At 75.1% G+C, this 21,943-nt stretch carries 20 protein-coding genes; 11 read left to right on the top strand and 9 right to left on the bottom strand.

Going from position 1 to position 21,943, the window contains the following annotated elements; translation table 11 throughout:
- Positions 1-28: 28 nt before the first annotated feature.
- On the bottom strand, positions 29-2,182 hold the full coding sequence (locus D459_RS37330) for a transglycosylase domain-containing protein (protein ID WP_017592143.1): 2,154 nt from the start codon (positions 2,180-2,182) through the stop codon (positions 29-31).
- 150 nt (positions 2,183-2,332) lie between these two features.
- Here D459_RS37330 and D459_RS0106270 point away from each other — a divergent pair, with 150 nt between their 5' ends.
- The 6 genes from D459_RS0106270 (at position 2,333) to D459_RS0106295 (ending at position 8,709) form a co-directional block, all read left to right on the top strand.
- The gene (locus D459_RS0106270) at positions 2,333-2,791 is read left to right on the top strand and encodes a flavodoxin family protein (protein ID WP_017592144.1); all 459 of its coding nucleotides are present in this window, start codon (positions 2,333-2,335) and stop codon (positions 2,789-2,791) included.
- Positions 2,792-3,016: 225 nt separating this feature from the next.
- Positions 3,017-3,952, top strand: coding sequence for a CPBP family intramembrane glutamic endopeptidase (locus tag D459_RS0106275; RefSeq protein WP_020380071.1), 936 nt, complete (start codon positions 3,017-3,019; stop codon positions 3,950-3,952).
- A 130-nt stretch (positions 3,953-4,082) separates the two neighbouring features.
- A complete protein-coding gene (locus tag D459_RS0106280; protein WP_017592146.1) occupies positions 4,083-5,024 on the top strand; it encodes a CPBP family glutamic-type intramembrane protease in 942 nt (313 codons plus the stop codon).
- Between the two features lie 107 nt (positions 5,025-5,131).
- A complete protein-coding gene (locus D459_RS0106285) occupies positions 5,132-7,198 on the top strand; it encodes an RNA degradosome polyphosphate kinase (RefSeq protein ID WP_017592147.1) in 2,067 nt (688 codons plus the stop codon).
- Entirely contained in the window at positions 7,191-8,174 is a 984-nt protein-coding gene (locus D459_RS0106290; RefSeq protein ID WP_017592148.1) for an NUDIX hydrolase, read from the top strand. The genes D459_RS0106285 and D459_RS0106290 overlap by 8 nt, the downstream gene beginning before the upstream one ends.
- A gap of 79 nt (positions 8,175-8,253) precedes the next feature.
- Entirely contained in the window at positions 8,254-8,709 is a 456-nt protein-coding gene (locus D459_RS0106295) for an SRPBCC family protein (RefSeq protein ID WP_026120105.1), read from the top strand.
- Between the two features lie 150 nt (positions 8,710-8,859).
- On the opposite strand, the gene D459_RS36105 is transcribed toward D459_RS0106295, so the two are convergent.
- From D459_RS36105 to D459_RS0106320, 5 genes are all read right to left on the bottom strand, one after another.
- Positions 8,860-9,144 carry a hypothetical protein gene (locus D459_RS36105; RefSeq protein WP_017592150.1) on the bottom strand — a complete coding sequence of 95 codons (285 nt, stop codon included), beginning with the start codon at positions 9,142-9,144 and terminating at the stop codon, positions 8,860-8,862.
- 179 nt (positions 9,145-9,323) lie between these two features.
- The gene (locus D459_RS0106305) at positions 9,324-10,448 is read right to left on the bottom strand and encodes an ABC transporter ATP-binding protein (RefSeq protein WP_017592151.1); all 1,125 of its coding nucleotides are present in this window, start codon (positions 10,446-10,448) and stop codon (positions 9,324-9,326) included.
- Positions 10,445-11,269 (bottom strand): ABC transporter permease, encoded by an 825-nt coding sequence (locus D459_RS0106310; RefSeq protein ID WP_017592152.1) that lies wholly within the window; start codon positions 11,267-11,269, stop codon positions 10,445-10,447. Before D459_RS0106310 ends, D459_RS0106305 begins: the two co-directional genes overlap by 4 nt.
- On the bottom strand, positions 11,269-12,051 hold the full coding sequence (gene modA, locus D459_RS0106315; RefSeq protein WP_017592153.1) for a molybdate ABC transporter substrate-binding protein: 783 nt from the start codon (positions 12,049-12,051) through the stop codon (positions 11,269-11,271). The genes D459_RS0106310 and modA overlap by 1 nt, the downstream gene beginning before the upstream one ends.
- Entirely contained in the window at positions 12,044-12,451 is a 408-nt protein-coding gene (locus tag D459_RS0106320; protein ID WP_017592154.1) for a TOBE domain-containing protein, read from the bottom strand. The genes modA and D459_RS0106320 overlap by 8 nt, the downstream gene beginning before the upstream one ends.
- 322 nt (positions 12,452-12,773) lie before the next feature.
- Between D459_RS0106320 and D459_RS0106325 the strand changes: the two genes are divergently transcribed.
- From D459_RS0106325 to D459_RS0106340, 4 genes are all read left to right on the top strand, one after another.
- Positions 12,774-14,147 carry a sensor histidine kinase gene (locus D459_RS0106325; RefSeq protein ID WP_026120107.1) on the top strand — a complete coding sequence of 458 codons (1,374 nt, stop codon included), beginning with the start codon at positions 12,774-12,776 and terminating at the stop codon, positions 14,145-14,147.
- A gap of 3 nt (positions 14,148-14,150) precedes the next feature.
- Positions 14,151-14,810, top strand: coding sequence for a response regulator transcription factor (locus D459_RS0106330; RefSeq protein WP_017592156.1), 660 nt, complete (start codon positions 14,151-14,153; stop codon positions 14,808-14,810).
- An 82-nt stretch (positions 14,811-14,892) separates the two neighbouring features.
- Complete coding sequence (locus tag D459_RS0106335; RefSeq protein ID WP_017592157.1) at positions 14,893-15,816, top strand: DUF4097 family beta strand repeat-containing protein; 924 nt, start codon at positions 14,893-14,895, stop codon at positions 15,814-15,816.
- A 257-nt stretch (positions 15,817-16,073) separates the two neighbouring features.
- Positions 16,074-16,802, top strand: a complete 729-nt coding sequence (locus D459_RS0106340; protein ID WP_017592158.1) for a M50 family metallopeptidase — start codon at positions 16,074-16,076, stop codon at positions 16,800-16,802.
- Between the two features lie 99 nt (positions 16,803-16,901).
- Here D459_RS0106340 and D459_RS0106345 read toward each other — a convergent pair whose 3' ends face one another.
- Positions 16,902-17,261 carry an STAS domain-containing protein gene (locus D459_RS0106345; RefSeq protein WP_017592159.1) on the bottom strand — a complete coding sequence of 120 codons (360 nt, stop codon included), beginning with the start codon at positions 17,259-17,261 and terminating at the stop codon, positions 16,902-16,904.
- Between the two features lie 457 nt (positions 17,262-17,718).
- Here D459_RS0106345 and D459_RS0106350 point away from each other — a divergent pair, with 457 nt between their 5' ends.
- Positions 17,719-18,558, top strand: coding sequence for a TauD/TfdA dioxygenase family protein (locus D459_RS0106350; RefSeq protein WP_017592160.1), 840 nt, complete (start codon positions 17,719-17,721; stop codon positions 18,556-18,558).
- 21 nt (positions 18,559-18,579) lie between these two features.
- On the opposite strand, the gene D459_RS0106355 is transcribed toward D459_RS0106350, so the two are convergent.
- Complete coding sequence (locus tag D459_RS0106355) at positions 18,580-20,928, bottom strand: hypothetical protein (protein ID WP_017592161.1); 2,349 nt, start codon at positions 20,926-20,928, stop codon at positions 18,580-18,582.
- A gap of 342 nt (positions 20,929-21,270) precedes the next feature.
- Positions 21,271-21,909: a TetR/AcrR family transcriptional regulator gene (locus D459_RS0106360; RefSeq protein ID WP_017592162.1), complete on the bottom strand. Its 639-nt coding sequence runs from the start codon at positions 21,907-21,909 to the stop codon at positions 21,271-21,273.
- Between the last annotated feature and the right edge of the window lie 34 nt (positions 21,910-21,943).

A 21,943-nucleotide genomic window follows, 5' to 3' on the forward strand; every position in this document is an offset into this window, starting at 1 on the left:
CGGAGCAGGGGCGCACCCCGGCCCCCGGTCAGCCCGTCGCGGACGGGTCCGGCGGGAACGCTCCGGAGCCGGGCTCCTCGCGGGCCGGTGGGGCGGGGGCGCCGCCGAAGGGGCCGAAGGGCCACTCCGCGCCGGGGGCCGACGGGAACGGGGCGGGCTCCTCGCCCCGGAGGAGGTCGCCGGTGAAGGAGGTCCAGGCGTCCGCGGCGGTGGCGGCGGCCGCGGCCGAGTCCGGGGCGATCCGGCCGCCGTCGGCGCGGGCCAGGACGAAGGCGACCGAGTAGCGCGGGGTGGCGCCGACGTACCAGGCGGCGGTGCGGCCGCCGGCGTAGGTCCCCGGCATGCCGGCGACGGTGTGCCCGGCGGTCGGGTCGTCCGGGCCGACCGGCCGCTCGCGCAGGTCGGCCAGGGTCAGCGCGTGCACGGTGCCGGCGGCGGCCCCGGCGCTCACCGCGGCCGTCCCGGAGTCCGGCTCCGCGCCGTCCACCGGCTCGCGCGCCTCGCCGTGCTGGTCGGTCACCCGGGTGATCAGGTGCGCCGGCATCCGCACCCCGCCGTTGGCCAGGGTGGCGTAGCCGCGGGCCTGGTCCAGCGCGGTGACCTGGTAGGTGCCGACCGCGATGCTCGGCTCCAGCTCGGCGGTGTCGAACTGCTCCCCGGCGATCCCGGCGGCCTCCGCCAGCCCGGCCACCTCGGCGGGTCCGGCCTCCCCGGCCAGGCCGGCCAGGAGGCCGTCGTCGGCCTCCCGGTCCGGCCGGAGCAGCCCGCCGCCGGCCTCCGGCTCCCCTCCGTCCGCCGCACCGGCGGCCGCGTCGTCCGGGGCGAGCAGCCGGTCCAGGTCCCCGCCCTGCTCCAGGGCGGCGGCGAGCACGTAGGGCTTGAACGCGGTGCCGGCCTGGGCCCGCTCCACCAGGGACGGGTCGGGCTCGCGCAGGAAGTCCGCGCCGCCGGCGAAGGCGAGGACCTCCCCGGTGCGGGCGTCCATCGCGACCAGCCCGGCGCGGGCGCCCTCCGGGGCGCCGTCCAGCGCCCCGCCGGCCGCCCGCTCGGCCGACTCCATCAGGTCCTCGCGCAGCGAGGTGGCGACCCGGTAGCCGCCGCCGGCGATCTCGGCGTCGGAGAGGCCGTAGCGCTCCCGCAGCTCCCGCTCGACCGCGGCCTTCACGTAGCCCCTGTACCCCTCGAAGCGCCCTTCGGGGTCGCGCTCGGCCACCTCGGGGAAGTCCAGGGCGTCCGCCTCGGCCCGGGAGAGGCCCTGGCCGGGGTCGGCCTCGTGCATCTCCACCATGCCGTCCACCACGTAGGCCCAGCGTTCCTCCAGCAGCCGCTCGGCCTCCGGGTCGGAGCCGTACCGCTCGAAGTTGCCGGGCTGCTGGATGACGGCGCCGATGAACGCGCCCTCGGCCCGGTCCAGCTCGGAGACGTCCTTGCCGAAGTATGCCTGGGCCGCGGCCTGCACCCCGTAGGCGTTGCGGCCGAAGTAGATGGTGTTCAGGTAGGTGGTGAGGATGTCGTCGCGGGACATGGTCCGCCCGACCTTGATCGAGATCAGGATCTCCTTGAGCTTGCGGGCGTAGGTGCGCTCCTGGGAGAGCACGTCGTAGTAGTTCCGCGCCATCTGCTGGGTGATGGTGGAGCCGCCCCCGGAGGAGCCGCCGGAGAGCACCGCGCGGGCCAGGCCGGTGACCGAGACGCCGGGGTCGGTGGCGAAGGTGCGCTGCTCGGCGGCGAGCACCCCGTCCACCACGGTCCGCGGGATCTCCTCGCGCTCGACCGGGATGCGCTGCAGCTCGCCGAAGGTGACGGCCTGCTCGCCGCCGGCGTAGTCGATGCTGGTGCCCTTGAGCTCGGCGGCGGCCTGCGGCTCCAGGTCGGCGGGGTCGGGGGTGTGCCGGTAGGCGACCACCCCGGCGGCGGCCGCCGCCCCGGCGCCGAGCAGGGCGGCGACGGCGGCCGCCTTCCCGGTGAAGGCCAGGGCCCGGCGCAGCCGGGTGCGCCTCGCGGCGGGCCGCCGGCCGCGCCCGCGCCTCCGGCGCCGCCCGTTCCTCCGGTGCGAGCCGGGGGCGCGGGCGGCCGGCTCCTCCCCGGTGCCCTCCGCCCGGCCTCTCGCCTGGTCCCCGGCGCCGCCGGGGCTCCCGAGGCCCTCCGGGCCGCCGTCGCCGTGCTGCTTCCCCGCGTCCATGCGGCTGCTCTCCGTCCCCGTGGCCGCCGTGTCCGGGCAGCACCCTGTCCGGTCGATGTGAGCCGGGTGTGAGCCGGCGGTGAGGGGCGGGTATGCGGCCGGAGGGCCCGGGGCTGCGGGGCGGGGCGCGGCCCGTGCCACCCTGGGGGCATGGCACGCCTGCTGATCGTCCACCACACCCCCTCGCCCGCCACCCAGGAGCTCTTCGAGGCCGTGCGGGCCGGGGCGGCCGACGACGAGATCGAGGGGGTCGAGGTCACCGCGCGGGCGGCGCTCGCCGCGACCGCCTCCGACCTGCTCGCCGCCGACGCCGTGGTGCTGGGGACCCCGGCGAACATCGGCTACATGTCCGGGGCGCTGAAGGTCTTCTTCGACGCGGTGTACTACCCGTGCCTGAACGACACCGCGGGGCTGCCCTACGGCCTCTACGTGCACGGCAACAGCGACACCGCGGGCGCGGTGCGGGCCGTCGAGCAGATCGCGAAGGGGATGGGGTGGACGCGGGTCCGCCCGCCGGTGGAGGCGGTGGGCGCGGTGACCGGTGAGGTCCGTGAGGCCTGCTGGGAACTGGGGGCGGTCACCGCGCTGGCCGCCGCGGGGGAGGTCTGAGCCCGGGCGGCCCCCGCCGCCCGCCCGCGGGCCGGGCCGGGAGCGGCCCGCACCGCCCGCGGGGCGGCGCCCGAGGACCGCCCGGACCGGCCGTTTCCGGAGGACTCCGCCCCTAACGTGACCAGCCGCGCGCTCGCCCGGCTCGCGACATTCCGTGGTCGATACGTCGCAATCCGTTCCTCTCCGGTCAGACTGAGGAGGCGACCGGGACAGAATCGAGTGACAGTGGCGTACAGGTGGGTGCTGTGGGGAGGGGCCGCCGTCGTGGCGGTCCTCGCCGCGATCGTGGTCGTCGCGGCCCTGGCCGGCCGCCCGGAGATGCCGGCGGAGATGCACTGGCTCGGCCTCGGGGCCTTCTGGGGCGTGTGGCTCCCGGTCGCCGTCGGCCTGCTGCTGACCTGGTTCCTGGGCAGCCGGACCGGCCAGGCCGAGCTGCACCGGCGCACCGAGACCGCGCTGATGGGCCACCCGATCGGGGGCGAGCTCGTCGTGCTGCTGGCCTCGCTGGTCGGCTACATCGTCGCAGGCGTCGGGCTCTACCAGCTGTTCACGCTGGTGGCCGGGGGCGTCCCGCCGGGCATGGGGCTGCCGGTGGCGCGGGTCGTCTTCCTCTTCCTGATCCCCGTGCTCCTGGTGGACCGGGGCGGTTTCACGGTCAGCGGGCACAGCACGGCGATGCCGGGGCTGTCGATGCGGATCCGCGAGCCGTGGCGCTGGCTGGGCCTGATCACCGTGGTGGTCTGCGTCGCCCTGGCCTCGCTCGACATCGGGGAGGTCGCCGTGGCCGGGCCCCGGGCGGCGCTGTTCGGCGCGGCCGTCGCGGTGGCGGTCTGCATGATCGAGGAGATCTTCTTCCGCGGCATGGTGCAGACCCGGCTGGAGCTGCTGATGGGGCGGGTGCCCGCGGTGGTCCTGGCCGCGCTGCTGTTCGCCGGGGCGCACGCGGTCAGCGGGCACTTCAACCCGGCCAACCCGCTCAGCTACACCGGGTTCGTGGAGGGGGCGGGCGCCTCCGTGCTCACCTTCGGCCTGCTCGGCCTGCTGCTCGGCTACGTCTGGCTGCGCTACCGCAACATCTGGGTCAACGGGCTGCTCTACACCGGGCTGGTGGTCGCGGGCATGCTCCCGGCGACCTACGCCGACCAGATCCCGTTCTCCTGATCCCGGACGCCCCGGGACGCCCCCGGATCCCGGGCCGGGGTTTCCCCGCTATCGTCATGTATCAGGGCGAAACCGGTAAAATTCCTGCTCGGGTGCTGCCGGGCGCCCGTCCGGGACTCACGGGGGCCAGGTGGCATCGATCGACCTCAGCGGCGGCGGGCCGGCGACCGGTGCGGAGAGCCGGGTCGGCCGGATCATCGGGGGGACGGCGGCCGCGGTGTTCGCCGCCTGCATCCTGGCCCACCTGCTCGGGGGCGGCGCCGGCGAGGGGCGCGCCGCCGCGCTCTTCTGGGCGGGCTCCGCGGCCGGGGTGCTGCTGATCCGCCTGCTGCCGCCGCGCGCCCCCGAGGCGGGGATGCTCGCGCGGGTGCGCGCCCGGGCGGCCGGGCACCCGGTCGCGGCCGAGACCGCCGTGCTGCTCGGCTGCGCGGCCGCCTTCGCCGGCGCCTACACCGTGCTCACCCCGCTGTTCGGAGCGATCGGCCCGGCCGCGGAGCCGCTGGCCTACTACACCGCCAAGATCATCTTCCTGCTGCTCTTCCCGCTCCTGTTCGCCGGCGGATCCGGGCTGATGCGCCGGTCCAGCGGGCCCGACCTGCCCGACCTGGCCCTGCGGGTGCACGAGCCGTGGCGGTGGGCCGGGCTGCCGGTGGCGCTGCTCGCCCCGCTCACCTTCGCCGCCCCCTGGGCGCCCGACGTGGTGCTGCCCGGCGGGCTCCCCGGCGACCACGCGGTCGGCGCGGCGCTGCTGGTGAGCTACATCGGCATCACCGCGGCCGAGGTGCTGTTCTTCGCGGTGCTGCTGCAGACCCGGCTGGAGCTGCTGCTCGGCCGCCGGCCGGCGATCCTGCTCACCGCGCTGCTCTACGCGCTGCTCTCGCTGGTCGGCCGGCCGGTGGCGGGCGGCCCGGACGGCCTTGCCGACGCGGTCGCGCTGCTCGGGGTGGGGGCGGTCCTCTCCGGCTACATGTGGTCGCGGCACCGCAACGCCTGGTCGGTGCTGGCCATGCACGGGCTGCTGACCACCTTCGCCGTGCTTCCGGGCGGTGTCTTCGCGGTGACCACCGGCTGATCATCGCGCGCCGTTCCGGTATCGGTGGGCCGCGCCTCATTCTCCCGGGCCGTCCGATAAGCAAGAATGAGCGCTGTACACGCGTTATGCCCGGAAGAGCGGTGGTCATGGCGGAAGAGGCGGCGGCGCTGCCGGAAGGGCGGTTCCTGGACCGGGAGGAAGGCTGGCTCCGGTTCAACCAGCGGGTCCTCGAACTCGCCGAGGACACGGCCATGCCCCTCCTGGAGCGGGTCCGCTTCCTGGCGATCTTCGCGAGCAACCTGGACGAGTTCTTCATGGTCCGGGTCGCCGGGCTGAAGCGCCGGCTGGCCACCGGGCTGGCCGTGCCCAGCCCCAGCGGCCACCACCCCAAGGAGCTGCTGGAGCGGATCTCCAAGGTCAGCCAGGAGCTCATGCAGCGGCACGCGCGCACCTTCCACGACGCGGTCGCGCCCGCCCTGGCCGACGCGGGCATCCGCATCCTGCGCTGGGAGGAGCTGGGCGACGCCGACCGGGAGCGGATGCACCGGTTCTTCCGCCGCGCCGTCTACCCCGTGCTCACCCCCTTCGCGGTGGACCCGGCGCACCCCTTCCCCTACATCTCCGGGCGCTCGCTCAACCTCGCGGTCACCGTCCGCGACCCGCGCACCGGCCGCACCGCTTTCGCCCGGATCAAGGTGCCCTCGGCGCTGCCCCGGTTCATCCGGATGGAAGGGGACGGCTTCGTCCCGGTCGAGGACGTCATCGCCGCCCACCTGCCCCAGCTGTTCGCCGGGATGGACGTGCTGGAGCACCACGCGTTCCGGGTCACCCGCAACGCCGACCTGGAGGTCGACGAGGACGAGACCGACGACCTGGTGCAGTCGCTGGAGAACGAGCTGCTCCGGCGGAGGTTCGGCCCGCTGGTCCGGCTGGAGGTGGAGGAGACCATCACCCAGGAGGTGCTGGACATCCTCTGCAGCGAGCTGGGCGCCGAGGACGAGGAGGTCTACCGGGTCCCCGGCCCGCTCAACCTGGCCGGCCTGGACCTCATCGCCGACCTGGACCGGCCGGAGCTGAGCTTCTCCCCGATGGTGCCGGTGGAGCCGCCCGGCCTGGACCGCGGCGACCTGTTCGGTGCGATCGACGGGGGCGAGCTGCTGGTGCACCACCCCTACGAGTCGTTCGCCACCACCATCGAGCGGTTCCTCGCCCTGGCCGCCACCGACCCCAGCGTGGTGGCGGTCAAGCAGACCCTCTACCGGACCAGCGGCGACTCGCCCATCGTGCAGTCGCTGATCGAGGCCGCCCGGGCCGGCAAGGAGGTGGTCGTCCTGGTCGAGATCAAGGCCAGGTTCGACGAGCAGAACAACATCGCCTGGGCGCGCAAGCTGGAGGAGGCCGGCGCGCACGTGGTCTACGGCGTGGTCGGCCTCAAGACGCACTGCAAACTGGCGCTGGTGGTGCGGCGGGACGAGGACGGCGCGCTGCGCCGCTACTGCCACGTCGGCACCGGCAACTACAACCCCAGCACCGCCCGGATCTACGAGGACTTCGGGCTGTTCAGCACCGACCCCGAGGTCGGCGAGGACCTCAGCGACCTGTTCAACCGGCTCACCGGGTTCTCCCGCAAGGTCCACTACCGGCGGCTGATGGTCGCCCCGGACGGCCTGCGCACCGGGCTCACCGCGCGGATCGACCGGGAGGTGGCGGCCGCCGCCGAGGGCCGCCCGGCGCGGATCCGGATCAAGGTCAACTCGCTGGTCGACGAGGAGGTCATCGACTCGCTGTACCGGGCCTCCCAGGCCGGCGTCCCGGTGGACCTGTGGGTGCGCGGCAGCTGCGTGCTCCGCCCCGGTCTCCCCGGGGTGTCCGAGCGCATCCGGGTGCGCAGCATCCTCGGCCGGTTCCTGGAGCACTCCCGGGTGTTCGCCTTCGAGAACGGCGGCGACCCCGAGGTGTGGCTGGGCAGCGCCGACCTGATGCCGCGCAACCTGGACCGCCGGGTGGAGGCGCTGATCCGGGTCGCCGACCCCGGGCACCGCCGCCGCCTGGTCGAGCTGCTCGACGCGGCGATGGACGAGCGGACCTCCTCGTGGCACCTGGCCGCGGACGGGGACTGGACCAGACACACGCGCGACGCGGACGGGGCGCCCCTGCGCGACCTGCAGAGCGCCCTCCGCGGCGACCGGCACCTGAGAGCGTTCGATGGCTGACGAGTACCCCTATGACGAAGCCTCCATCACCAGCGCCTGGCCGCCCCGGGACACCGCGCCCGGCGGCTACATGGAGCCGATCCGGGCGGCCGGCGCGGTGCTGTGGCGCGAGGCCCCCGGCGGCGGCCGCGAGGTGGCCCTGGTGCACCGCCCCGACCGCCGGGACTGGACCCTGCCCAAGGGCAAGGTGAAGAACGGCGAGCACGTCCTGGACGCGGCGGTGCGCGAGACCGCCGAGGAGGCCGGCCTGCGCCCGGTCCTCGGCCGCCGCCTGCCCCCGCAGCGGTACCTGCGCGACGGCTGGCCCAAGCTGGTCGACTGGTGGGTGGCCCGCCCCTCCGGGGAGTCCTCGTTCGAGCCCAACGACGAGATCGACGCGGTGGAGTGGTGCGCCCCGGCGGAGGCCAGGGAGCGGCTCACCTACGACCACGACGTGCAGGTGCTGGACAACGTCTTCTCCGGGCCGCTGGAGACCTTCCCGCTGGTGCTGCTCCGGCACACCTCGGCCGGGGAGAAGCGCGACTGGAGCGGCAGCGACCTGCTCCGCCCGCTGGACGAGGGCGGCCGGGACGACGCCTGGGGGCTGGCCCGGGTGCTGGGCGCCTACGGCCTGATGCGGGTGCTCACCTCGGCCGCGGCGCGCTGCACCGAGACCGTGCTGCCCTACGCCGCGGAGCAGGGTGCGGAGGTGCGCACCCTGCCCGCGCTCACCGCGGGCGTGCACGGCGACGCCTCCGCGGTGGACGCCGAGGCCGCGCGCCGGGAGTTCGGCCGGCTGCTCGACGAGGGGCTGCCCACCCTGGTCTGCACGCACGGCGAGCTCGTCGCGCACCTGATGCGGGAGGCGCTGGGCCGGCTGGACGCGCCGGTCACCCAGCAGATCTCGCTGCGCAAGGGGAACTTCTGGGTGCTGCACATCCCGGTGGGCGAGCGCACCCTGGCCGCGGTCGAGCGCCACTCGGCCTCCGGCGGCTGACCCGCCCCCGCCCCTCCCGCGTCATTCCCGGGGGGAGGGGGCGGCGTCGGGGCCCCGGGGAGGTTGAGAGGATTCCGGCATGGGACAGCTCAGAGTGGCGCGCAGCGCCGTCGTCGACGCACCGGCGTCGCTGATCTTCGACATCATCGCCTCGCCCGCCCGGCACGCCGAGTTCGACGGCTCCGGCACCGTCCAGGAGGCCGCCGACGGCCCGGACCGCCTCGGCCCGGACGTCGAATTCGGCATGGGCATGCGGATGGGCGTGGAGTACCGGATGGGCAACCGGGTGGTGGAGTTCGAGGAGGGGCGGCTGATCGCCTGGCGGCACTCGGGCGCGCACCGCTGGCGCTGGCAGGTGGAGCCGCTGGACGCCGGCACCGCCAGGGTCACCGAGACCTTCGACTACTCCACGGTGCCGGCCCCGGTCGCCTTCCTCTACCAGATGCTCGGGTTCCCGTCCCGCAACGCCCGCTCCATCGAGGCCTCGCTGCTCCGGCTCAAGGCCCTCGCGGAGAAGGAGCACGCGGCCGGCTGAGCCCCGGCCCCCGGCGGACGCCGCGTCCCTGCGGACGCTGCGGCGCCGCGGCCCCCTCGGGGATCAGGGACAGGGCCGCGGCGCGGCGGCCCGCTCGGGCGGACCGCCGCCCCGTCCGCCCGGCGGCGGTCGGGGCGCGTTCGGCGGGCGCTACTCCTCGCTGGTGTAGGTGTACTCGTTGCCGTGCTCGTCGTAGCCGTGCTCGATGTTGATGCCGTGGTCGGAGTCGACGTCGAAGCCGTCCCGGTCGATCGTGACGACCCCGTTCTCCTCGACCCAGCGCCAGAGGTCCTCCCAGAAGCCGCCGGACCGGTGCTGGACGGAGTCGTGGCGGACCTCCGAGTCGCTCGCGAAGGCGGGGCCGGCGGTGGCCGCGAGAGCGGCGCCGGCGGCGGCGGTGACCGCGGCGGTGGCAAGGAAACGGTGCAGAGACACGGATCATCCCTCCATAAGGTGGTCGTTCGACCACGGACGGTGACAAGCCTAGGAAGGTTCGGGCGACACGCCGGGAAGCGGGGCGGGGCGTGTCCGGGATCTCCCGAACGCGTCGATCCCGGCGCCGCCGCCGTCCCGACGCCGGCCGAGGCGGCGACGGCGCCGGGATCGGCGCCGGGTCAGGCCGGGTAGCACTCCACCTCGGTGGCCTTCACCGACGCCCACACCTCGGCCCCGGGGGACGGGGACAGCTCGGCCAGCGCCGCCGGGGTGATGTCGGCGCTCAGCGGCAGCTCCCCGCCGAGCCGCACCCGCACCTGGTCGCCGAAGCGCTCGACGCCCTCCACCCGCAGCCGCCACACGTTGCGCGGGGTGCCCACCGGCTCCTCGCGGTAGAGCGCGACCGCGCGCGGCGGGAACGCCGCGAACACCCGGCCGCCGCCCGGCGAGGCCGCCTCGATCCGGGCGCCGCCCGCAGCGCCCCCCTCACCCGGATCCACCTCGATCGACGTGCCGTGCCGCACCCCCCGGTAGAGGTTGAGCCCGACCAGCCGGGCCACGTAGTCGGTGCGCGGGAAGCGGGCCACCTCGGCCGGCGGGCCCTCCTGGACCACGCCCCCGCCCTCCAGCACGGTGACCCGGTCGGCGAGCACCATCGCCTCCAGCGGGTCGTGCGTGACCAGCACCGCGGCGCCGCCGAAGTCGTGCAGCCGGCGGCCGAGCCCGGCGCGCACCTCCACCCTGGTGTGCGCGTCCAGGGCGGCCAGTGGCTCGTCCAGCAGGAGCAGCCGCGGGCGGACCGCGAGCGCGCGGGCCAGCGCCACCCGCTGGGCCTGCCCCCCGGACAGCCGCCGCGGCCGGGTGTGCGCGTACGCCTCCAGCCCCATGTCCGCCAGCAGCGCGGCGGCGGCCGCGCGCGCCTCGGCCCGGCCCGCGCCCCGGCAGCGCGGCCCGAACGCCACGTTCTCCAGCGCGCTCATGTGCCCGAACAGCAGGTAGTCCTGGAAGACCACGCCGATCGGGCGGCGCTCCACCGGGTCGGCGGTGATGTCCCGCCCCTCCAGCAGCACCCGCCCGGCGGAGAGCGGCTGCAGCCCGGCCAGGGCGCGCAGCGCGGTGGACTTGCCCGCGCCGTTCGGCCCGAGCAGCGCCACCACCTCGCCGGGCCCGGCGGTGATCCGGGCGTCCAGCCGGAACCGGCCCCGGTCGACGGCGATCCGGGCGTCCAGCGCCGGCTCCGCGGCCTCCGCCCCGGAGGCCCCCTCCGGCGCGCCCCGGCGGGCGCCGCCCCCCTCGGTGCTCATGGCGTCCCCACCCATCGGTCGCGCAGCGCGACGAGCACCGCCAGCGAGACCAGCAGCAGGACGAGGCTGAGCACCACCGCCTGCTCCGGGCTCTCCTGCATGGCCAGGTACACCGCGAGCGGCATGGTCTGCGTCGTGCCGGGGAAGTTCCCGGCGAAGGTGATGGTGGCGCCGAACTCGCCGAGCGCCCGCGCCCAGGCGAGCACCGCCCCGGCCACCACCCCGGGCGCCGCCATCGGCAGGGTGACCCGGCGGAACGCGGTCCACCGCGAGGCGCCCAGGGTCGCCGCGGCCTCCTCGTAGCGGCGGTCCGCGCCGCGCAGCGCCCCCTCCACGCTGATCACCAGGAACGGCATGGCCACGAACACCTGGGCGACGACGACCGCGGCGGTGGTGAACGGCAGGGAGAACCCGGTCCACTCGTACAGGTGCCGGCCGAGCAGTCCGCTGCGGCCCAGCACCAGCAGCAGCGCCACCCCGCCCACCACCGGCGGGATCACCAGCGGGACGGTGACCAGGGCGCGCACCGCCCGCCGGCCGGGGAACTCGGTGCGCGCGATCAGCCAGGCCAGCGGCACCCCGAAGAGCAGCGAGACGGCGGTGGCGGCGGTGGCGGTGCCCAGCGAGAGCCACAGCGCCCCGCGGACCTCCGCGGAGGAGAGCAGCGGCAGCAGGTCGCCCCACGGGGTGCGGATCAGCAGCCCGGCGAACGGCAGCACCAGGAAGGCCAGCCCGATCAGCGCGGGGACCAGCAGCGCCCACGGAGTGCGGCCGCGCCGGACCGCGGCGGCGGTCCGGCGGCCCGGCGCGCCGGCGGCCATCACGGCTCCGAGGCGGGGCGGAACCCGGCGTCGGTCAGGGCCCCGGCGCCCTCCTCGGAGAGGACGAAGTCGACCCACTCCCGGGCGAGCCCGGGGTCGCCGGAGGAGGCCAGCGGGACGATCGGGTAGTCGTTGGCGGCCTCCTCGGCCCCTTCGATCCCGATGCCCTCCACGTCGCCGTCGGCGGAGCGCACGTCGGTCTCGTAGACCAGGGCGGCGTCGACCTCGCCCAGCCGGACCCTGGTCAGCGCCGCCTTGACGTCCTCCTCCTGCGAGGCGGCGCCGATCCGCACCCCGGTGGCCTCCATCAGCTCCTCGGCCGCGGCGCCGCACGGCACCTCCGGCGCGCACACCGCGACGGTGACCCCGTCCCCGGCCAGGTCGGCGAAGTCCTCGACGCCGGCCGGGTTGCCCGGCGGCACGGCGATCCGCAGCACGTTGCGGGCGAAGACCTCCGGGTCGCCGTCGGCGAACCCGCCCTCGGCGACCTCGTCCATGGTGGGCGCGTCGGCGGAGGCGAACACGTCGGCCGGGGCGCCGTCGGCGATCTGCCGGGCCAGGTCGGAGCTGCCCGCGAAGGAGAACTCCACGGTGGAGCCGGTCTCCTCCTCGAACCGCTCGCCGAGGCCGGTGAAGACCTCGGTCAGCGAGGCCGCGGCGAACACGGTCAGTGAGCCGCCCCGCGCGCCGTCGCCGCCGGGGGCGCCCCCGCATCCGGCCAGAGCGGCCAGGAGCAGGGCGGACGCGGCGGCGGTACCCGCCCTCAGGCGGCCGTCAGTCATGCCGGACCCCTCTTTCGGTGTCGCTCTCCACGATGACGTTGGTGGACTTCACCACCGCGGTGACGGCGGAGCCCGGTTCGAGCCCGAGCTCGTCGGCGGCCTCCCTGCTCATCAGGGAGACCAGCCGGTGCGGGCCGGCCTGGATCTCCACCTGGGCCATCACCCCGTCCCGGAGCACCGCGGTGACCAGGCCGCCCAGCCGGTTCCGGGCGGAGGTGCGGTGCCGGGCCGGGTCGTCGCGGTCGCTGCGCAGGAACGCGGCCAGGGCGGCGCCTTCGACGAGGCGGTGCCCGTTGGCGTCGCGCTCGGCGGGCAGCCGCCCGGAGTCGACCCAGCGCCGCGCGGTATCGGGGCTCACCCCGGCGAGCGCGGCCACCTCACTGATCCGGAACGTCGGCATGCCCGGAAATCTACCGGTCGCAGATGCGAGAGGGAATAGCGGATCGGCCAGCAGATGCGATGGGAACCCCCGCTTTCCTTGGACGATCCGCCGGACGCCCCGCCCCTGTTCCGATGATCTTGACGCTGCGGCCCTATCAACGCGCATTGATAGGGCCGCAGCGTCAAGATCATCGGGGAGCGGGGAAAGGGGGTGCCTGCACTACCCCCGGCGGCGTGGTGCCGCCATGGAAACCGCGCCGCCGCGGACCGTAGTTTTGGAACCGAGAGACGGGGAGCGGGTCCTGCGGTCGGCGAGGAGGCGGAAGGCGGTGCGGGCGCGGATGGCGAGCGGTGCTGCGGCCCGGGCCGGGAGCCGGTGGCGCGCCCTGTGCGCCGTGCTCCTCGCCCGGCGCGGCTGGAGTGAGCGGACGGTCGCCCTGCTCGGCGTGCTGACCTCGTTCGTGCTCTCCTTCCTCTACCTCCTCCCCGCGGGCATGCTGGTGGTGAGCGCCAGCTCCCTGGCGGTCCCGCTGGTGCAGAACGTGATCGGGGTCCGCTACGATCCGGCCTCGCTGCCCTGGCAGCTCCTGTTCTCCGCCGTGATGCTGGTCGGCGCGCTGCTCGCGGCCCGGCTGTGCTGCAGGATCCAGCGGAGCAGGCTCGGCGACACGCACGGCGTCCGGGAGTCCGCCCTGCCCGACCCGCTCGCCCCCCGGACGCTGCCCGGCCGGGCGCTCACCCTGGTCTTCGGGGCGGAGTCCTGGCACTCCCTGCTCTACGCCTCCCTGGCCGGGGTGCAGGGCCTGCTCGCCGGCGCGTTCGCGCTGGGCATGCTCTTCTACGGCGTCGGCGGCGCGGTGGGCTCCATCATCCTCTTCGTCGCCACCCTGGTCGGCGCGACCGGGCTCTCCCCGCTGGAGGTCCTGCCGCAGCAGCTGCTCAGCCTGGTCGCGGGCACGGCGGGGCTGCTGCTCGGCCTCTGGCTGTCGCCGCTGCTGGTCGGGATGGAGGTGGCGGTGGCCCGCCGGCTGCTCTTCGACGCGCCGGAGATCCGGGTCCGCCGCCGGCTGCTCCAGGTCCAGGACAGCCGCTCCCGGATGGTGGACGCGGCCGAGGCCGAGCGCCGGCGGATCGAGCGCGACCTGCACGACGGCGCCCAGCAGCGGCTGCTCGCCGTCACCATGACGCTCAGCCGGGCGCACGCCCAGTTCGACCGGAACCCGGAGAAGGCCAGGGCGCTGCTGGAGGAGGCGCGGCGCGAGGCCAAGGAGGTCATGGGCGACCTGCGGGACGTCGCCCGCGGCCTGCACCCCAGGGTGCTCACCGACCACGGGCTGGAGGCGGCGCTGCCGGTCGCCGCGGGCCGCGCCCCGATCCCGGTCAAGGTCGAGGCGGACCTGGGCGGGCGGCCGTCGCCGCGCGCCGAGGGGGTCGCCTACTACGTGGCCAGCGAGGCGCTGACCAACATCGCCAAGCACGCCGGCGCGGAGCGGGCCCAGGTCGCGGTGGCCCGGGTGCGCGGAGCCGGGCGCGACGGCGCGGACCTGCTGCGGGTCACCGTCACCGACGACGGCGCGGGCGGCGCCGACCCGTCCCTCGGCTCCGGGCTGTACGGGCTGTGGGACCGGGTCGACGCGGTCGACGGCGAGCTGCGGGTGCACAGCCCCGAAGGTGGGGGCACCGTCCTCACCGCGGACATCCCCTGGGAGGCATGAGGAATGCGGATCATCATCGCCGAGGACTCGGTGCTGCTGCGCAGCGGCATGGTGAAGCTGCTGGAGGACGAGGGCATCGAGATCCTCGCCGCGGTCGGCGACGCCGAGCGGCTGCTGGCGGCGGTCGAGGAACACGGCGACGTCGACCTGTGCCTGGTCGACATCCGCATGCCGCCCGGCTACTCCGAGGAGGGCATGGACGCCGCGATCCGGATCCGCCGCGCGCACCCGGACGTGGCGGTGCTGCTCCTCTCCCAGCACGTGGTCAGCAGGTACGCCGCCGAACTGCTCGGCGGCGGCTCGGCCAAGGTCGGCTACCTGCTCAAGGATCGGGTCGCCGACATCGACGAGTTCCTGGCGGTGCTGCGCCGGGTGGCCGGCGGCGGCGCGGCGATCGACCCCGAGGTCGTCTCCCAGCTGCTCAGCCGGAACTCCGACAGCGCGCTGGACCGGCTCAGCCCGCGCGAGTCGGAGGTGCTGGGCGTGATGGCCGAAGGGCTGAACAACGCGGGCATCGCGGCCCGCCTGGTGATCACCGAGCGGGCGGTGGAGAAGCACATCCGGTCCATCTTCACCAAGCTCGACCTGGGCCAGGACGACCACGACCACCGCCGGGTGCGGGCCGTGCTGGAGTACCTGCGCGGCACCGGCGGACAGGACTGACCGGCACCGGCCGGCGCGGCCCCGGGCGGGGCCGCGGGGACAGCAGGGGAGGAGCGATCCGAACCCCGGGAAGGAAGCGGAGATGACGTTCCAGGCACGAGGGCTGTACGCCTCGTCGAGCAAGGAGCCGCGCAGGCGGCGGTTCCGCTGGCTGTGGGTGGGCGCGGTGGTCGCGCTGCTGGCGCTGCTGGGCGGCGCGGCCGGCGCGCTGGGCGCCGTCCCGGTCGGCACGGAAGGGGACTCCCGGTCGTTCGACGGGGCCGAGGGGCTGGTGGTGGAGAACCGCACCGGCGGCCCGGTCACGGTCACCGAGGGCGGCGGCGAGAGCCTCCGGATCGAGTCCGAGCTGCGGAACACCCTGCTGAACAAGGCCGAGTCCGAGCTGGACCAGGACGGCGACGGGGTGGTGCGGGCCGTGGCCGAGTGCGAGGGGGCGTTCGGCGCCGCCTGCTCGGTGGAGTACGAGATCACCGTGCCGGCCGGGACCGAGGTCACCGTGGAGACGGTGAGCGGAGAGGTCGAACTGGCCGGGCTCACCGGGCCGGTGCAGGTCGACACCACCTCCGGGGAGATCGAGGCGAGCGACCTGAGCGGCAGTGCGGACCTGAGGAGCACTTCCGGCGAGATCGACGTCTCCGGTGCCACCGGGGACGCGCTGCGCGCCGCGACCACCTCGGGCGAGGTGGACCTGGAGGGCGTCGACACCGCAGAGCTGGAGGCGGAGAGCGTCTCCGGCGGCATCGGCGTCGAGGGCGGCTTCGACGCGGCCCGGCTGAGCACCACCTCCGGCTCGGTCGAGGTGGAGGCCGAGCGGCCGTTCGAGCGGCTGACCGCCGAGACGGTCTCCGGCGGGGTGGAGCTGCGGGTGCCCGAGGGCCGCACCTACGACGTGCGCACCGACACCACCAGCGGCTCCGCCGAGGTCGGCGTGGACACCGCCGAGGACGCGGAGAGCCTGATCGACGCCTCCACCACCAGCGGCTCGGTGGAGATCACCGGCGGCTGAACGGGGTGTGCCGGGCCCGGGGGAGAGGCTCCCCGCGGGCCCGGCTCCTCGTCCGGGCCCCGCGGCCGCCCGCGGCCGCCGCCGTACCGGCGCCCGCCGGCCCCGGTGCCCCGGCGCGGCCGGGGCGAGCAGCGGTTCCGCGGGGCGGGGAGGGCCGCCTCCCGTCGTGCAGGGTGCCCCGGATCGCCTAGTGTTCCTGGGGCACGGGTCCTGCCCGTGCCCTGGGAACGCCGAGCCGATCGAGACGGGAAGCCGCCATGGAGGGCACATCGTTCGAGCAGGTCGTGGACGAGGTCTTCTCGACCCAGTCCGCGCCGCAGTGGTGGCTGGTCCTGGCGACCGGGATCATCGCCCTGGCGCTGGTCTCCACCGGCGGCCCGTGGCGGGTGGCCCGCAACGTCGTCACCATCGCGCACGAGGGCGGGCACGCCCTGGTCGCGCTGGCCAGTGGGCGGCAGCTGACCGCGATCCGGCTGCACTCCGACACCTCCGGGGTGACCGTCTCACGCGGCCGGCCGGACGGCATCGGGATGATCCTCACCGTGTTCGCGGGCTACATCGCCCCCTCGGTGGTGGGCCTGTTCGGGGTGCTGTTCCTGCTGAACGGCCGGATCACCGCGCTGCTGTGGATCTCCATCGTCCTGCTGGCGGCGATGCTGCTGCTGATCCGGAACTTCTACGGGGTGCTGTCGGTGGTGGGCACCGGCGCGCTGGTCTTCGGGATCTCCTGGTTCACCCCGGAGGAGGTGCAGGCGGTGTTCGCCTACTTCTTCACCTGGTTCATGCTGGTCGCCGGGGTGCGGCCGGTGTTCGAGCTGCAGGCGCAGCGGCGCCGCCAGCCCTCGCCGCACTCCGACGCCGACCAGCTGCACCGGCTGACCGGGGTCTCCGGGACCGCCTGGGTGATGGTGTTCGGCGCGGTGAACCTGGGCGCGCTGGCGCTGGGCGTGTGGCTGCTGTGGAACTCGGCGGCGCCGGTGGTGTGAGCCGCGGGGCGGTGCCGCCGTGCGGCGCCGCGGACGCGGGGCGATGAGAAAGAACACCCGGCCGGATCCGGCCGGGTGTTCTTTCTCATCGGGTGCCGGTCAGCCGCCGATGCTCAGCGGCGCGGCGAGCGCGGAGGGCACGTCGGGCAGCACCGGGATCCGGGTGTCGATCGCGGTGACGTGCAGGATCTGCGCGACGCGCTCGTTGGGCGCGGCGAGCAGCACGGTGGCGTAGTGCTCCTTGGCGAGCTTGTGCGCCTGGATCAGCACCCGCAGCCCGCTGGAGTCGATGAAGTCGAGCCGGGTGCAGTCCAGCACCACCCGGCCGTGCGGGCGGGACTCGACGGCCTCCCGCGCGGCCTGGTGGAACCGCTTCTCGGTGGCCATGTCGATCTCGCCGTCGAGCACCAGGACGAGGCCGTCGTCGTGGGCGCGGCTGGTGATCCTCAGGGCGGGCATGTTCGCTCCGGGAGCTCCGGGAAGGGACGCGGAGACAGCGGGCCGGCCTGCGGCCGCATGCTGGTCGTGGCGGAACTGCTGTCTCATCGTGTGGCTACCCCTCATGCCGGGATACTGCCTACCGGCACCTGCGTGGTCATCGTCGTGCGCGAATGCTTCGACGTCGGGGCGGGCAGCCGGGTCGCGGTCGGCCGGGCCGGGAGCGGCCTTCGGGGGCGACGCGTGTGCGCTGGCTCGTGATGGTCGGCGCCCGCTCGTTGCTAAGGAGCTTAAAACAAGCATCCGACAGGGACGATACCACACGGCCGTGGCCTATTCGTGACATGGGCGAAGCGGGAGTGTGTTCGGGGTCGGGCACGGACGGTGCCGGCGCCGGCGCCGGGTCTGGGGGAGCGGGCCGCCGGATGCTAGCCTCAGAAACCAAGCATGTGCTTGTTCGACAAGGAGGCGTCTCGGCATGGCCATCGAATTCAGCAGAGCCACGGCGCGCGTCGGTGCCTACGTCACCGGTGCGGACCTCCGCAAGGAGCTCTCCGCCGAGGAGGTCGGCACCATCTACGCCGGGCTGCTCGAGCACGGCGTGCTCTTCTTCCGAGACCAGCACATCACCGACGAGGAGCACCTCCGCTTCGCGCTGCGCTTCGGCACGCTGAGCATCCCGCCGATGAAGATCCGCAAGGACACCGGCGACCCGGTGGCCGACGCGGTGCACGTGCTCAACCAGACCAGCCCCAAGGGCGAGGGCGGCGACAACTGGCACGCCGACAACACCTTCATGCCGAACCCGCCGCTCGGCTCGATCCTGCGCGCCGTGGTGCTCCCTTCGGTCGGCGGCGACACCCTGTGGGCCAGCGCCTACTCCGCCTACGAGGCGCTCTCCCCGCAGCTCCGCGCGCTGGCCGAGAACCTCGTCGGCGTGCACGACATCACCCCCGGGGTGACCAAGGCCAAGGCCAAGGGCCACCCGCTGGACCTGGAGCGGCTGCAGCGCGAGTGGCCGCCGACCGAGCACCCGGTGGTCCGGGTCCACCCCGAGACCGGCCGGAGGCTGCTCTACGTCAACCGCAGCTCGGTCACCCGGCTCAAGGGCCTCACCGAGTGGGAGAACGAGGCGCTGCTGCCGCTGCTCTGCGACCAGATCCGGCACCCCGAGTTCCAGGTCCGGCTGAAGTGGGAGCCGGGCACCATCGCGTTCTGGGACAACCGCGCGGTGCAGCACTACGCCGTCCCCGACTACACCGAGCGCCGCGAGATGCACCGGGTCACGGTGGACTTCCCCAAGGGGTTCGCCGACTGAGCCGGGCCGGCGCCGCCCGGCTCAGCGGCCCACGGTCTCCCCGCCGCCGGACGGGACCCCGTCCCGGGCGCCGTCCGGCCCGGCGGGGCCCTCCGGCTCGGCCGCCCCGTCCGCCTGCGGGCCCTCGCGCTGCATCACCCAGACGGCGGCGGAGAGGGTCAGCGGCACCGCCACGGTCAGCGCCAGCGCCGGGATGGCGATCCCCGAGTCGTTCGCGGCGAACCCGACCAGCGCGGTGACCAGCGAACCGGTCAGCCCGGCGCGCAGCGTCGGGGCGTACTCGTAGGTGCGCTGCAGCGCCCCCATCCGCCAGTTGGTCGGCTTGTTCAGCACCGCGAACAGGAACAGCAGGGCGCACGCGGCGAGCAGGGTCAGCTGCCAGTTGCCCAGGGTGCCCAGCATCGCGCCGAGCTTGCGCGCGACCACCGGGCCCGCCTCGCCGCGCAGCACCTGCTCGGCGAAGAGCCCGAAGTGGCTCCGCTCCGCGGGCGGGCCCAGATAGTCCCAGTAGGACACCGCGGCGAGCAGCACCGCGCCCGCGGCGCACACCAGCGCCATCCGCCCGACCGTCACCCGGCGGCCGGCGATCATCAGCACCGTCACCGCCAGCCCCGGCAGGATCGCGATCAGCCCGCCGAAGTCGGTGCCCAGCCCGGGCGTCCCGATCACCACCATGGTGGCCAGCCCGATGGCCGCGGCCGCGGCCACCGCCGCGCGCCGCCGCCCGCGCTCGATCAGGAAGTGCGCGACCCCCGCCACCAGCATCAGCATGCCGGTGGCGAAGGTGGCGAAGGCGATGTTGCCCAGCCCGTAGAACCGGCCCGCGACGATCGGGGTGTACCCGGTCGGCGAGTTCATCTGCAGGTTGGAGCCGGTGCACATGTCCACGAAGAGCACCGCCGTGGTGATCCCGGCGACCACCGTCATCGGGCCCAGCACGGTGCGCCGCCACGGCCCGGCCACCGCCGCGAGCACCACCAGCGCGGCGCAGGCCAGCACGCACACCGGCAGCGCGACCTGCGGCACCGAGGAGGACCACCACGGCACCAGGTTGGCCAGGTAGCTGGAGACCGGCACGGCCGCACCGCCCAGCGCCACCAGCCGGGTCACCGCCAGCACCTGGGCCCGCTTGGTGCGGTTCCGCTCGCCGTACCGGTGCACCGCGTAGGCCGCGGCCGCGTAGATCAGCAGCTGGATCGCGACCAGCAGGCTGAAGAAGCCCGCCATCAGCGCCTGCACCACGTCGGCGGCGGTGGCGAAGGCGGTGAGGTCGCCCACGGACCGCTCGGTCCCCTCCGGGCGCTCCACCGCGGACCAGGTCCGGCCCACCATCGCCCGGGTCGGCTCGGTGCCCATCGACCGGACCAGGGTCATGGTGGCGTCGGTCAGGGTGACCAGGCCGTCCCGCCGGGTGGACTCCGAGCGCAGGTGGCCGCCGCCGTAGCCGGCCGCCTCCGGGCCGGGGCCGTGCAGCAGCGCCGCGTTCAGCCGGGACGCCCCGGCCTCCACCGACACCCCGGCGACCATCAGCGTCGCACCCTCCGGCAGCTCGTCCAGGACCCGGCCGAGCTCGGCGTCGGCGTCGGCCAGCGCCTCCCGCCGCTGCCGCTCCTGCACCGGGCCGGGCTCCGGCTCGGGCTCCTCCTCGCTGTTGGCGGTGGACTCCTTTTCGTCCGGGGTGGCCTCCGGGTCCTCGGGCGGGTTCAGGTAGAGGTCGGCCAGCGGGTCCACGGCGACCACGGTGAGCCAGGCCGACTCCATGTCCTCGCGGCGCAGCGCCTCGGTGCCGGACAGGTAGTCGTCCACCCGGCCGTCCTCGTCGGCGGCGGCCAGCGCGGCCCCCGGGCCGACGGCCAGGGTGGTGCCGCCCATCTCGTGCACCGACCGGCCGAGCAGCCCGACCTCGGCGCCGTACGGGGAGCCGGCGTTCACCTCGACGTGGTCGTCGAAGTCGGGCACCACGGCGCCGCCGTCCGACCGCTCCGGCGGCACCGGCAGCTCGCAGATGGAGTACTGCTGCCGCAGGCTGAACGCCCGCTGCCCGGCCGAGACGGTCAGCCACCCGTCCACCGGGCAGGTGCGCGAGGTGGCGGTGCGGATCGACATGTTGCCGATCGCGCTCCCGCCGGCCAGCTCCCACAGCACCGGCATGGTGCCGGGGCCGACCTCCTCCCAGCGCAGCCCGGGGACCCCGACCAGCACGGCGGGGCCGCCGGGGGGTCCGCCCCCGGCCGCCACCGCGTCGGAGGCCTGCGCGTGCGCGGCGGACGCGGGCGGCCCGCCCTGGGCCGGCGGCGCGGACGCAGCGCCCCCGGCGGCCAGCGCCGCGCCCACCGCGACGACGCGCAACAGCAGACCCGCCAGCGCCACGGCGCCCCCTCGATCCGAACCGGAAAGCCCTGCCCGTGCCGCTCACGGTAGTGCTCCGGCCACGGAGATCAAGGCCGTGCCACGCACCCCGCCCCATCCCGCCCGGAATGCCCATGGGACGCGCCTGCCTTGTCGAGCCCAGGGCCGCCGCTCTCCCCAGGTCCCCGGCCCCGCGCCCGCCTTGTCGAGCCCAGGGCTGTTGCTTTTTCCCGGCCCTGAACACGCGTCCCGCGCGGGACCGCAAGGCGGTGGCCGGGCAAAAGCAACAGGCCGGGGCTCAACACCGTCGTGGTCCGCGATGACGTCGAGCTCGACGAGGTGGGCGCGGGGCGGCCTGCCGGGTCAGTGCCGGCGGAGGCCGGTGAAGGCGGTGGCGGCGACCTGGTCGGCGAGGGCGTCGGCGTCCAGGCCGCGGCCCGGGCGGTACCACTCGACCAGGGAGTTGACCATGCCGAAGATGAGCCGGGCCGCCACCTCGGGGTCGGCGTCGGGGCGGATCGCGCCGTCGGCCACGCCCTCGCGGACCAGGTCGGCGACGAAGTGGTCGAACTCGCGGCGCCGCTTCAGCGCGCGGCGCTCCACCTGGGTGTTGCCCCGCACCCGGAGCAGCAGGGTGACGTGCGGCAGCTCCGCGACCAGCACCCGGACGCTGCCGCGCAGCACGTACTCCAGCCGGTCGATGGCCGGCCCGGCGGTGGCGCCCGGTTCCCGGGTGACCGCGAACAGGGCGTCCATCGCCCGGTCCAGGGAGCGGCGGAGCAGCTCGGCCTTGCCGGAGTAGTGGTGGTAGATGGCCGACTTGGTCACGCCCAGGGCGCGCGCCAGGTCCTCCATGCTGGTGCCGTCGTAGCCGCGCTCGTTGAACACGCGCACCGCGGTGCGCAGCACCGATTCGGCGTCGTGGCCGGGGCGCCCGGCGCGGCGCCGGGCGGGGGCGGAGCGGCCGGAGGGGGCGCGCTCGGGCGCGGTCGAGTGCGGCATAGAGGGTGAATCTACCCGCGCGGCCGCGGCCCCG

The sequence above is a fragment of the Nocardiopsis potens DSM 45234 genome (assembly GCF_000341105.1).
GTDB classification, from domain to species: domain Bacteria; phylum Actinomycetota; class Actinomycetes; order Streptosporangiales; family Streptosporangiaceae; genus Nocardiopsis_A; species Nocardiopsis_A potens.